This window comes from Paenibacillus sp. DP01 (genome assembly GCF_044784315.1).
Taxonomy (GTDB): domain Bacteria; phylum Bacillota; class Bacilli; order Paenibacillales; family Paenibacillaceae; genus Paenibacillus; species Paenibacillus polymyxa.
In genome coordinates, this window is the sequence record NZ_CP173059.1 from 1537859 (window position 1) to 1550526 (window position 12668).

The window sequence follows — 12668 nt, forward strand, 5'->3', positions numbered from 1 at the left end:
ACGCATCAGAGGGATGCTGGAAGGTGTTTAAATAGGACGGAGGAGGAAAAGGGTCTGGATGCATTCAATTGGCTACTATGGCTCATATAGGGTGGCTGAGTGATGTAGGAGCTGGTCCGATGGCTGTGGAAAAGATGGCGCTGATATGAGCTTGGCGTAGGTTTGTTAATCTTCTTCCAGGTGGTAAGCAACTCGCTGGTCATATGATCGATAAGAGGACTTTTTTCCTCATAAGGAGGATTGAGCAGTCTAAAGGCATCTTCGATACAGAAGGATACCGCTGTGGCAAAATAGCCGTGAATGGTCTGTTCTATATCGCTTCCGAGGAGGGAGTTAATCCAAGTGTGGACAGTAGCGAGTGTGCCAATTGCATTGTATTGAGTGAGTGTGTCTTCCAGTTGGTCAAATGCGAGCCAAGGATAGAGAGCCTTGGTGAGCTTGAGCAGTCGCTGGCCAGAAAGTCGCGACTCTTTTACATGCTGCGAGGAAGGATGTTGGGTGTGCAGCATTTTATCAATAAGGGCGATCCGCCAACCGTCATTCTGCTGGATGGCTGCATACAGACTTTTAATGGCCATGCCGTCAAGGGTTGTGATTTGAGGATACCAATCGTCTCGCATGTAATGTTTCAGATCCTGTAGACTGTTCAGGTGTCCAGCGCGGAAACGCTCCTCCAATCCGTAGAAACGGGTGAAACCACCAATAGGTAGGGAAGGGTCCAACAATAATGCGTAGTTTAGCAACCGGTTACCTTTATGCAGGACGGTTCGCCTCCTTGAAGTGAATATTTGTGTGATGTTATTTGACTCAAATCTTATTTATATAATAATAATTCAAATATTTATGTAATATATATTTACACTTCGAACTCAATTATGTCAAATTAAATAATTTTATTGCTTATATATGTTATATAAAGTTACATTAAAAATATTTATAATATTCTTGTTTACAAATTGTTGCTGAGAGAGTATAATAAATCTGTTGCCTCAATACATTATGACATGCGGTCGTGGTGGAATGGCAGACACGCTATCTTGAGGGGGTAGTGGGCGTATGCTCGTGGAGGTTCGAGTCCTCTCGACCGCATTATATGCAATACCCAGTTGAAAAAGCATCCTGACACGTTTTACGTGAAGGGATGCTTTTTTTGTTAAATACTTTTCGTCATATCCTCCCGTCACAGAAGCGGTCGTATGGACAACGGACCGCTCCTTAACTGTAGTGCAAGATTGTCAGTTTTTCTGCAAAAGCTTCTTAATATCTCCTACAAGTTTGTCTGGAGTGGTTTGCGGCGCATAACGCTTAAATACGTTACCTTCTCGTGTAATTAAGAATTTAGTAAAATTCCATTTGATCGCTTTGGAGCCTAATACGCCTGGAGCAGTGTGGGTCAGGTAGCGAAATAGAGGATGTGCCTGATCACCGTTAACATCTATCTTGGCGAACATGGGAAAGGTCACTCCGTAATTGAGTTGGCAAAACTCGGAGATCTCCTCGCTGGAACCCGGCTCTTGTTTGGCGAACTGATTGCTGGGAAATCCCAAAATTTCGAGCCCCTGTTCGTGATACTGGTCATATAGCTCTTGTAGCGCCTTGTACTGGGGGGTTAACCCACATTTGCTGGCAGTATTCACGATAAGAAGAACTTTCCCTTCGTATGTGGATAACGGAATTTGTGCCCCTTGTAGGGTCTGTGCATCATATTTATATACGCTCATGATATCCCTCCTAATTAAATATTCTACAATTAAATTGTGAACAATTCAACAAGGGGTTGCAAGTCCAGAAGAGTCTACAGACATTGTGCATTGTAAAATCGTCTTTTGTTCAAAACGGTAAATCGCACTTCAAATGGAGCAAATTGAGGTGTTTCTTCTCATAAAAAAGGCTTCATTCGATAATTATCTAGTACATATAGCGCATTTTCTTTCTTTTTTATAAATAAAGGGCAACCGTACCATACCCTACGCCAATATTGACATGCCTTTCATTTTCAAAAAGGGGTGAAATACAGAGTTTTAGAGAGATACGAGAAGCATAGGTTGGTTGTAAGCGTTATCCTTAATCTTCTATGCTCTAAAGGGTGATTTATAGCCTTGCCGTTGAGCTTTACAGTCTTCCTTGCACGGGTGTATGATTCAAGACGTAATTTCAAATTAACAACAATGAAGCAACAATGAATTGTCTAAAGCGCTGAATTTTGCAGTTGCAAAAGCGGGGGAACCAACGAGTATATACGGCTTTGCAAGCCGTGTGTCTCATGGGGTGAATTTTCCGGCCAAGTGCCGTAAATAGGGCGACTCTCACGTCCGAATCCGACAGCTAACCTCGTAAGCGTACAGGGAGAGGCAACAAACCGCCGTGTGCAGCCATGGTTTATTTTATCATGGAATGTATGAAGCCGGAGGAAGCCTTTTTCCTTCGGCTTCTTTTTGTTGTCTTTTTATACCGGGAGAGGAGCTACTGATGGAAGGTCGGTTAATTATTGTCACTGCACCGAATGAAGCGGGCAGAAGTTTTGTGAAATTGCTTATGTTCAAAAAATTGGCGTTTGCAGTTCTCACAAATAGCACCCAGGAGGAACGACAGCTCAAAAAAATGGGTGTGGAGCACATTGTGCGCATCAATACGATGCAAGCGGGAAAATGGAATTTTCCTAAAAAAGAAATTGGTAGTGTGTATTTGTTCGAAAACAGCTTGAATCTAACTTGCCGTTTCCTGCAAATATGTCGGCCACTAACATCAGAATTGATCTATGTTATTACGCACGGCTGTAATCCACAAGGAATTTATCGGGGATTGGGAGCGGACCATGTGATCTACACATTGAACGGAGAGGTGGGTTTCCTGCTGAACGGATAAGCACTTATAACATAGCTGGTTTATGATTTTATGATGGAATCAAAAGGGCAATCTGAAAAGCGATACGGAGGGTATGAACATGATGGATTTATACATGCTGCTCGTAATGGCTGTGAGTTATGGAGTGATACTGCTGTTTGTACGCTGGTGTGATGCGCAGACCTCAAAAGGAGGGCGAAGAGGATGATCGTTGTGCTAGGACTTACGGCTATTGTGTTCGTGTATTTAATCTACGCACTCCTGAATCCTGAAAAATTCTAGTCAACTATAGGATCGAGCAGGCGGGAACAGCAGATCAAGAATGCAGCATCAGAGATGCAGATTTTCGCAAACGTGTGCACTCAATGGATGGTCTGAATCAGGTCTGTTGTTCCAAATGCAGGAGCATTTTAAGGAGGAATAGAGGATGGAGCTACTGCAAATTGGGATTGTGATCATCATATTGTTGCTCTTGGTAAAGCCGATGGGCACCTATATGTATCACGTATTCTCGAATGAACCGAATCGGACGGATCGGATTTTTGGTGGAACGGAAAAGCTGATTTATAAGGCTGTAGGCTTGAAGAAACAGGACAGCATGCATTGGACCACGTACGCTATGAGTTTCATTGCAACCAATGTGGTGCTTGTGGGGATCAGCTACCTGCTATTGCGCTTGCAGGCTATACTTCCGGGCAATCCGGTTGGGAACAGTAATATGGAAGCATCATTGGCATTTAATACAGTAATCAGCTTTATGACCAATACGAATCTCCAACATTACAGCGGAGAAAGCGGGCTTACGTATCTGACGCAGATGGCGTTCGTCACGATGATGATGTTTACTTCGGCTGCTTCGGGGTTTTCGGTTGCTGCGGCTTTTATGAGGGGATTGACGCGGCGCGGTGAAGGGCTGGGTAATTTTTTTCAAGATTTTATTAAAGCCAACATACGGATTTTCCTGCCGCTTGCCTTTGTACTTACGCTGGTGCTGGTGGGATTAAAAGTACCACAGACGCTACAACCCACGGCGGATATTACGACTTTAAGTGGTACACAGCAGCAGATTGCTATGGGACCCATTGCCTCATTGGAATCCATCAAGCATTTGGGCACGAACGGGGGCGGTTTTGCGGGAGCTAATTCTGCACATCCTTTTGAAAATCCAAATCCTTGGACGAACGTACTGGAAATTTTGGCAATGTGGGTAATGCCGGCTTCGCTGCCGTATACATTTGGATTGTTTGCCCGTAATCGCAAGCAGGGCTGGATTATTTTCAGCTCGATGATGGTCTTGTTCCTTATTTTTCTATCCATAACGTATGTGTCGGAGAAAACAGGTAATCCGTTAATCCAGGCACTGGGTATGGATGCATCTCAGGGAAGCATGGAAGGGAAAGAAGTTCGTTTCGGTATTGGCCAATCGGCATTATTCACTGCGGTCACAACGGCGGCAACGACAGGTTCGGTCAATAATATGCATGATACATTGACCCCGCTAGGTGGTATGGCTGCTTTGGGAGAAATGATGCTAAACGTCATTTTTGGCGGCAAGGGCGTCGGGCTGATGAATATGCTGATGTATGCGATTCTGGGAGTGTTTATATGCGGACTGATGGTCGGAAGAACCCCGGAATTTATGGGTAGGAAAATTGAAGGCAAGGAAATGAAACTGATTGCGATTGCCATTTTGGTACATCCGTTTCTTATTCTTGCTCCCACTGCGCTTGCGTTTATGAGTCATTGGGGATATGATGCGGTCTCTAACCCCGGATATCACGGGTTGACTCAGGTGCTCTATGAATATGCATCATCTGCGGCAAATAACGGCTCGGGATTTGAAGGTCTTTCGGATAACAACGTGTTTTGGAATGTCACAACAGGTGCGGTTATGTTCTTTGGACGATATGTATCCATGATTGCATTGCTGGCTGTGGCGGCTTCGTTGAATGCCAAAGCGCCGACCCCGGTGACGATGGGTACACTGCGCACGGACAACAAGCTGTTTGGAGCCATCTTAATCGGAGTGGTCCTGTTGATTGGTGCGTTAACCTTTTTGCCGGTGATCGTACTGGGTCCTGTAGCTGAATTTTTGACCATGTGATGAAGAATGAGCATAGAAGGAAAATGAGAATGGATGAACGGGGTGCTTGATCATGAAGGAACAACGCAAACGCATGCTGGATAGAAGCATCTTGAAGCAGGCGGTCAAGGATAGCTTTATCAAATTAAATCCGATGATCATGATGAAAAATCCTGTCATGTTCGTCGTGGAGATCGGTACATTGGTCGTACTGCTCATGCTACTGCTTCCTGGTTATTTTGGAACCGGCAAGGAAATGGGCTTTAACTTGGCTGTATTTATTATTTTGTTGTTCACGCTGCTTTTTGCTAACTTTGCTGAAGCGCTCGCGGAGGGACGGGGGAAAGCACAAGCTGCTTCCTTGAAAAAATCCAAGCAGGACTCACAAGCTAATAAGCTCGTCGGGAATGAGATTCAGGTGGTCAGCTCAACAGCATTGCGTAAAGGTGACGTGGTAATCGTCTCTCAGGGCGAAATGATTCCAAGCGATGGTGAGGTTATTGAAGGCCTGGCCTCGGTGGATGAATCTGCAATTACGGGAGAATCAGCTCCGGTCATTAAGGAATCGGGCGGTGATTTTTGCTCGGTAACCGGCGGGACGCGGGTAGTCAGTGACCGCATTAAGGTGCGGATTACGACTGAGCCGGGTGAAACGTTTATTGATAAAATGATTTCGCTCGTGGAAGGTGCACAGCGGCAAAAAACGCCAAATGAAATTGCGCTGAATACATTGCTGATTAGCTTAACGATTATTTTTCTCATTGTGGTGGTGACACTGGCCCCGATAGCCCGCCATTTTAAGATTGATTTGCCTGTCCCCGTGCTGATTTCGTTGCTGGTCTGTCTGATTCCGACCACGATTGGCGGGCTTTTGTCGGCCATTGGGATTGCTGGTATGGACCGAGTTACCCAGTTTAACGTGCTGGCCATGTCAGGCAAGGCGGTAGAAGCATCCGGGGACATCAATACGATGATTCTAGATAAAACGGGTACCATCACCTTCGGTAACCGGATGGCGAGTGAATTCGTGGTTGTAGATGGTATAGAAAAGGCAGAGCTAGCGAAATGGGCAGCGATGAGTTCACTAAAGGATGAGACGCCTGAGGGACGCTCGGTACTGGAATTGATGCGTAAGCAGGAATACACGCTGGATGAATCCTTGGCAGCAGGTGGAACCTTTATCGAGTTCAAGGCAGAAACCCGGATGAGTGGTCTGGATCTCGCTGATGGACGAAGAGTACGCAAAGGCGCCGTGGACTCTGTCCGGCAGTGGATTATATCGCAAAAAGGCAGTGTTCCGGCCGATCTGGAGGAAAAAGCGAATCAGGTAGCCGCAGAAGGGGGGACACCGCTAGCAGTGGCGCTGGATGATCGGATATACGGCATTATTTATTTGAAGGATACGGTGAAGCCGGGCATGAAGGAGCGTTTTGATCAGCTCCGGGAAATGGGTATCCGCACGATTATGTGTACCGGTGATAATCCGCTGACCGCTGCTACCATTGCACGTGAAGCAGGGGTGGACGATTTTGTAGCTGAAAGCAAGCCGGAAGATAAAATTGCGGTTATCCGCCGGGAGCAGGAGCAGGGTAAGCTGGTGGCTATGACCGGAGATGGTACCAATGATGCGCCTGCGCTAGCGCAGGCAGATGTCGGTCTTGCCATGAATAGCGGCACAGTCGCGGCCAAGGAAGCTGCTAATATGGTGGACCTGGATTCTGATCCGTCCAAAATTATTGAGGTGGTCGCCATCGGTAAGCAGCTGCTTATGACACGTGGGGCATTGACAACGTTCAGTATTGCGAACGATGTGGCTAAATATTTTGCCATTATCCCGGCGATGTTCATGCTGGCTATTCCGCAAATGGGTGCATTGAACGTCATGAGGCTGGGCTCCCCGTTATCGGCTATTTTATCGGCGCTTATTTTTAATGCAGTCATTATTCCACTTCTGATTCCGCTGGCAATGAAGGGTGTAAAGTATAAGCCAATGAGCTCGGATCGGCTATTGGGACGGAATTTACTGATTTATGGTCTGGGCGGTATGGTGGTACCGTTTGTCGGCATTAAGGCCATTGATTTGCTGGTACATTTGTGGATTTAGTGCAGAAAGGGTGAGCGACATGAGTGGTTTTTATCGGATGTTGTCTGGACGCAGGTTTGCTGCACATGAGAAAGCCGGGTCTGGCGGACAAGGTCATAACGAGCGTACAGGGACGGAGGCAGTGCCGGAAAACCAACCGGAGAGACAAGAGATGCGAGGAAGCACGGTTATTGGAGTGGCTTTGCGAACTTCTGTGCTAATGATCCTATTGTGCGGTTTGGCATACCCGCTGGTCAGCACAGGAGTGGCGCAAGTCCTGTTTCCGCAGCAAGCAAACGGCAGTATGCTTCGTGACACGGAGGGGCGGGTAAGCGGCTCTGAGCTGATTGGGCAGTCCTTTACCAATCCAGCGTTTTTCCAAGGCCGGGTATCAAGTATCGATTATAATGGAGCTGGTTCAGGCTCAAGTAACTACGCACCCTCGAACCCGGCATTGGTGAAGCGGATCAAGGATTCTATTGCGGATTGGCAGAAGCATAACCCGGATGTACCCATCAGTCAGGTTCCAGTGGACCTGATTACGAACTCCGGCTCCGGTCTGGACCCGCACATCTCGCCACAGGCGGCACAGGCTCAAATTCCGCGTATTAGTGGCTTGACGGGGATGGGGCAGAACCAGCTGAAGGTGCTGGTGCAGGAGCAGACAGAAGGCCGCAGCGCCGGAGTGTTCGGCGAGCCGCGTGTGAACGTGCTCAAGCTGAATCTCGCGCTTGAAGCGCTAATGAAGGTAAAGCCAGTTAAGTCATAGATGGATGAAAAAGGTATCCCTGAGCGATAAGCTTGGAGGATACCTTTTTCTATGGATTAGGATGCTCTGGGATGGATAGCTGCAAAGGAAGTATTTTATTTCTTATAGGTGATATGAATTTGTTGTTCACTTATTTACTTAGCTTTATATTGTTTGATGAATTTTTGGTTTTCCTTAAGGCTGAAGCGAGTACCAACATGTATATTAATACAATCATACCAATGACTAAGTAAGATAATTGAATATTCATTAAATCGGTGAGAGTACTGCTCAAAATAGGGCCGATCATTAGACCAATCGAGTATGCCGTGTTATAGAGTGCAAAAGTAATTCCATAAGAATGAATGCCACTTCGTTGAGAAATATCAGCAAGTTGAGGTAAGCAGGGAGCAAGAACCATACCCATGCTAACCCCTAAAACAGCTAGAATAACAGCTTGAAGCGATAATATTGCTGGAAGTGCTGTCAGAGGAAGAGCAATGGATATCCATAAGTAGACCGAGGAGAATTCCATTTTTATAGCCGATCTTGCTGGAGAACTGACCTATAAAGGGTGTTGCCAGGCCATAAGCAAGTGTGGGAATAGCAAATAACAATCCGATAACTCCTGGATTAGCGCTAAAATTGTGCTGCAGGTGTAACGGTAATGTTGGCTCAAGTACGCTTGGGACAGATGCCCCGATAATTACAACCCCGATAACCAAAAGCAAATCTTTATTTTTCATGAACGAAAAAGGAGATACGTACTTTTCATTTTTCTCTTCCGGAATATCGTGCAGGAGTACTAATCGAAGTATAGCATCAACGACAGCCAATGCGATGGCAAAGTAAAAAGGGAGTTGGTAACTTCCCCATTGATACAACCAACCGCCAATTGTCGGTCCGAGAAGGGTTCCAGCGGCTTGCCCAGATAACGCCAAGCCCATGGCTTTGCCGCGTTCTTCAGATGGGTATAGCTCAGCCAGCAGAGCGAGCCCTGCTGTCCAGGTCATTGCGGCTGCGACCCCTTGAAGAGCACGTGCCAGTACAAGCAGCCAGAAGGTGTGGGCTATGGCGAACATTAAAGTGGAAGCTATGAGTCCAATTAACCCCCATAACAGAGGAGTCTTTCTCCCAATTCGATCCGTTAACAGACCAAAAATAGGAGTAGCTATAAATAGTGCAATTGCATAACTACTGAACAAAAATCCGATTTCGGTTTGAGTGGCTCCGAGAGAATCTGCGTATCTTGGCAAAATGGGTACGACTAATCCATAGATTAACATGTCAATGAATACAGCTAATCCGACAACGATTAGAGTAGCCTTTTGCTTATTGTGTACCCCTTTACTCATTTTCATTACTACACCCTCCTTATGAATTTCTTCTGATTTCCTCTTTAATTTGCTTAACAAATTTTAATTGAAGCTCGCATTGATCATAAATATTTTTGAAAATTAGCATGACGTTTACAGGGATATCCATAAGTTCAGCTTTTTGCTCTTGCCCTAGTTTCATTTCTTTATAGATTTTTTCAATGGCTTGATGCTGAAAACTTAAAGCTTCTTCTATTTCATGGAGGCCAGCCTCATCCATAAAAGTCAAAGCTGTGTACAGGGCTGTTGGAAACACAACAGAAGTTTCTTTAAATGATTCGATTAAAAGCCGACTAAACTCGCTTTTCCCAGCCTCCGTAATAGCATATATAGCTTTAGACCGATTCCCTGTCTGTTCCAATGTTTCTAAACGCACAATACCTTCTGAGTCCAGTTTTTTTAAGGCGTGATATATGGAAGCTGGTTGCACATAAGCCCATTTATCCGTTTGTGCTGATTGCATTTTCTGTTGTATTTCATATCCAGACATTGCTCCGTATTGTAGCAAGAGCCCAAGAACCATTACACGTGTCGTACTCAAGATGATATCTCCTCCATAACTTTATTGCTAAATGTTTTATACTAAATATTTAGTAAAGGATTATAGTCGGATTATATCATTACAATCCAATGATGTATAGGTTTACAAAAACAGAGAACCGTAAATATACGAAAGAAACAGTAGGTATTATGTTTTTTGTTGAACAGAATGCAGCGTTGATTCTAAGCATATTGGAAAAATAAATGAATAAAAAGAGGTATTCCATGGCTATTTCGGACTCCAGGAATACCTCTTTTTTTATTGGTTACTTGCAAACAGTCTGTCAACCTGTAATCGTCTGAATAATGAGGACTACATTCAAGATAATGATGACAGCAGTCACGATCCAGGTTATTACTTTTTGCCACATTTTATTTGCAAATTCACCCATAATCTTTTTGTCACTGGTAAAGAGCAGTAATGGAATGATGGCAAAAGGGAGCTGGATGGATAAAATAACCTGACTTAGCACAAGCAGCTCTTCTGCACCTTTTTCACCTGCAATCGCAGTGACGATGACTGCCGGAATAATTGCAATAAGGCGGGTCACCAAACGACGCAACCAAGGTGAGAGACGAAGGTTCAAGAAGCCCTCCATCACGATTTGTCCGGCTAAAGTACCTGTCACGGTCGAGTTTTGACCTGAAGCGAGTAATGCCACTCCAAACAGTATGCTCGCAAGTGTGGTTCCCAGTAATGGCGAAAGCAGATAATAGGCATCACTAATCTCTGCTACATCTGTTCTTCCTGCTGTATGGAACACGGCAGCTGCTACGATCAAGATGGCTGCATTAATGAATAGAGCGAACATGAGCGCTATACTGGAATCCCAAGTTGCAAATGTAATAGCTTCCCGTTTACCTGCTGATGTCTGCTCATATTTGCGAGTTTGTACAATAGAAGAATGCAGATACAGGTTATGTGGCATTACAGTAGCTCCCATAATACCGATGGCAATATACAGCATGCTTGGATTCGTCAATATTTGTGAGTCCGGTACAAAGCCACCCAATACACCGCCCCATTCCGGTTGTGCCAAAATGAGATTAATGCCAAAACAGCCGGCAATCGTGGCCATTAATACAATGACGAGTGTTTCCAATGCACGGAAACCTTTATTTTGCAGCAGCAAAATGAGCATAACATCAAATGCGGTAATGGTGACTCCGTATAGCAACGGGAGACCGAACAGCAGCTTCAGTGCAATGGCTGAACCGATGACCTCGGCCAAATCCATGGCTGCAATGGCAATTTCGCATAAAAGCCATAAGCCGATCGCGACAGGACGACTGTAAGCATCACGGCACATTTGAGCCAAATCTTTACCTGTAGCAATACCGAGCTTGCCAGATAAGGCTTGCAGCAGAATGGCCATCAGGTTGGAGATTAGAATGACACTAAGCAGTGTATAGCCGAATTTTGATCCCCCAGCGATGTCTGTAGCCCAGTTGCCAGGGTCCATATAGCCGACAGCGACCATATAGCCTGGTCCAGCAAAGGCAAGAAACTTCCGAAACCAGGTGCCATCCTTCGGAACGCTCAAAGAACGATTCACTTCCGATAGTGAAGCGATTTCCGCGAAGTTGCCCTTTGAATTTTTCATACGCTTCACCTTCTTTGTTCATATTGAAATATATTATTAGTGACATAGCGATTGCGTTATCCCTATTGTACACCCACAATAGTTTTTGTCTAGTGCAACTTTTATGTGGTTAAGCAAATTTATCGTATTTTTGAAGCAATTGGCCATCTTAATTAAAACTAAACAATGGAAAAAACCAAGCTATATTGCTCTCAAGGGGCAGCTTGGTCGTTTTGAATTTTCTAAGTGTAGGCGGCTCATCAAGTTAGGGGCTTATAACATATAGTGTAAACATAAAAGAAGTGGAACTAAACGGTAAATAAAAGGGTTATTATTCCTTTTAAAATGATTCATTTTGCGTGGCTCGTTTAAAGTACATACGAGAAGGAAATCATGTATTAACATGACGAGGATTCCTGCGGAATGCAAATAAGATGGATGAAGGAGAGATGAAATCATGGAAGCGTTATACACAGCCTCAGCAACGGTACATGGTGGAAGAGACGGTTCAGTGGCTTCTTCAGACGGAGTATTGAAGCATAAGCTGAGCACACCGAAGGAATTGGGTGGCGCAGGTGGAGATGCTACGAATCCGGAGCAATTGTTTGCGGCAGGCTATGGTGCATGCTATGAGAGTGCGTTGGCGAATGTGGCCCGCAAAGCCAAGGTAAAGGTGGACAATGTAGAGGTCACCAGCCACGTATCGATTGGTAAGGACCCAAGCGACGGCGGCTTCCAGTTAGCGGTGCGTCTGGATGTAAAAATACCGGGGATTGAGCGTTCCCAGGCTGAAGATTTGGCACGCCAAGCACATGATTTTTGTCCGTACTCTAAAGCCACTCGTGGTAATATTGATGTTGAACTCAACGTCATTTGACCGCATTTTTTAAAGATTTCACACACGGCCGCCGATGGATCGGCGGCTTTTGCACCTAAATCTTGATCCGCTGATATGTGCAACCATTTGACATCACCGCCAAAATTCATTAAGATGTCATAGGTGATTCTGGTCATCAGGTACGAAACAAATTTGAAAAATACGGGTGATATGATGTCTTACAGACCGAATATTGTTAATTTCACGCTGGCTGGTAGCAACGAAAAGGAAGGGCTTTATGAGTTTAAAATGAGTTTGGCCGATGGAACGGAGTGCCGCGTTTTTTCTCAACGTAATCCGGAGTGGACTTTGACGAATATTAGTCGACTGCTAACGACACCTTGCCCGGTATGCCATAAGGATTTTATCTGCAAGTGTATGGATCAGTTCCATGAAGAGTTTTTAGAGCAAATTAATGCTAAACAGCTGTTTGAGAAAGCATTGAGCTAGTTTTTCGAACAGGTAAGGATTATACAGTTCTAGACAAGCGTCGGATATTTTCGACGTTTTTTTGTTTATAATTGAATCGTTGCG

General features: G+C 45.0%; 13 protein-coding genes, 1 tRNA gene and 1 riboswitch. Of the genes, 8 read left to right on the forward strand and 6 right to left on the reverse strand.

Translation table 11 applies throughout. From position 1 onward, the window contains the following. Positions 1–5 precede the first annotated feature (5 nt). The gene (locus ACH59B_RS06595; RefSeq protein ID WP_404303512.1) at positions 6–743 is read right to left on the reverse strand and encodes an urease accessory protein UreF; all 738 of its coding nucleotides are present in this window, start codon (positions 741–743) and stop codon (positions 6–8) included. A gap of 263 nt (positions 744–1006) precedes the next feature. Between ACH59B_RS06595 and ACH59B_RS06600 the strand changes: the two genes are divergently transcribed. Next, positions 1007–1089, forward strand: a tRNA-Leu gene (locus tag ACH59B_RS06600). 146 nt (positions 1090–1235) lie between these two features. Here the strand turns inward: ACH59B_RS06600 and ACH59B_RS06605 are convergent. After that, positions 1236–1721 carry a glutathione peroxidase gene (locus ACH59B_RS06605; RefSeq protein WP_025364309.1) on the reverse strand — a complete coding sequence of 162 codons (486 nt, stop codon included), beginning with the start codon at positions 1719–1721 and terminating at the stop codon, positions 1236–1238. Positions 1722–2184: 463 nt separating this feature from the next. Continuing rightward, positions 2185–2356, forward strand: a riboswitch (cyclic di-AMP (ydaO/yuaA leader). A gap of 113 nt (positions 2357–2469) precedes the next feature. Here ACH59B_RS06605 and ACH59B_RS06610 point away from each other — a divergent pair. The 5 genes from ACH59B_RS06610 (at position 2470) to kdpC (ending at position 7779) form a co-directional block, all read left to right on the forward strand. Further along, a complete protein-coding gene (locus ACH59B_RS06610; RefSeq protein ID WP_016820703.1) occupies positions 2470–2865 on the forward strand; it encodes a hypothetical protein in 396 nt (131 codons plus the stop codon). A 183-nt stretch (positions 2866–3048) separates the two neighbouring features. Continuing rightward, the gene (gene kdpF, locus ACH59B_RS06615) at positions 3049–3126 is read left to right on the forward strand and encodes a K(+)-transporting ATPase subunit F (protein ID WP_080561203.1); all 78 of its coding nucleotides are present in this window, start codon (positions 3049–3051) and stop codon (positions 3124–3126) included. A gap of 145 nt (positions 3127–3271) precedes the next feature. Further along, on the forward strand, positions 3272–4948 hold the full coding sequence (gene kdpA / locus ACH59B_RS06620; RefSeq protein WP_016820701.1) for a potassium-transporting ATPase subunit KdpA: 1677 nt from the start codon (positions 3272–3274) through the stop codon (positions 4946–4948). A 52-nt stretch (positions 4949–5000) separates the two neighbouring features. Next, positions 5001–7031 (forward strand): potassium-transporting ATPase subunit KdpB, encoded by a 2031-nt coding sequence (kdpB, locus tag ACH59B_RS06625; protein WP_126666677.1) that lies wholly within the window; start codon positions 5001–5003, stop codon positions 7029–7031. A 19-nt stretch (positions 7032–7050) separates the two neighbouring features. After that, complete coding sequence (gene kdpC / locus ACH59B_RS06630) at positions 7051–7779, forward strand: potassium-transporting ATPase subunit KdpC (RefSeq protein ID WP_404303513.1); 729 nt, start codon at positions 7051–7053, stop codon at positions 7777–7779. A 130-nt stretch (positions 7780–7909) separates the two neighbouring features. Here the strand turns inward: kdpC and ACH59B_RS06635 are convergent, their stop codons facing one another. The 4 genes from ACH59B_RS06635 to ACH59B_RS06650 form a co-directional block, all read right to left on the reverse strand. After that, entirely contained in the window at positions 7910–8293 is a 384-nt protein-coding gene (locus tag ACH59B_RS06635; RefSeq protein ID WP_244944277.1) for an MFS transporter, read from the reverse strand. Next, positions 8187–9119: an MFS transporter gene (locus ACH59B_RS06640; RefSeq protein WP_244944276.1), complete on the reverse strand. Its 933-nt coding sequence runs from the start codon at positions 9117–9119 to the stop codon at positions 8187–8189. Before ACH59B_RS06640 ends, ACH59B_RS06635 begins: the two co-directional genes overlap by 107 nt. A 13-nt stretch (positions 9120–9132) precedes the next feature. Continuing rightward, a complete protein-coding gene (locus ACH59B_RS06645) occupies positions 9133–9675 on the reverse strand; it encodes a PadR family transcriptional regulator (protein WP_016820697.1) in 543 nt (180 codons plus the stop codon). A 283-nt stretch (positions 9676–9958) separates the two neighbouring features. After that, positions 9959–11278 carry an Nramp family divalent metal transporter gene (locus ACH59B_RS06650; RefSeq protein WP_126666676.1) on the reverse strand — a complete coding sequence of 440 codons (1320 nt, stop codon included), beginning with the start codon at positions 11276–11278 and terminating at the stop codon, positions 9959–9961. Between the two features lie 436 nt (positions 11279–11714). Between ACH59B_RS06650 and ACH59B_RS06655 the strand changes: the two genes are divergently transcribed. Beyond that, positions 11715–12134 carry an organic hydroperoxide resistance protein gene (locus tag ACH59B_RS06655; protein ID WP_013369947.1) on the forward strand — a complete coding sequence of 140 codons (420 nt, stop codon included), beginning with the start codon at positions 11715–11717 and terminating at the stop codon, positions 12132–12134. 123 nt (positions 12135–12257) lie between these two features. Next, the gene (locus ACH59B_RS06660; protein ID WP_017426537.1) at positions 12258–12584 is read left to right on the forward strand and encodes a hypothetical protein; all 327 of its coding nucleotides are present in this window, start codon (positions 12258–12260) and stop codon (positions 12582–12584) included. Positions 12585–12668: the final 84 nt, after the last annotated feature.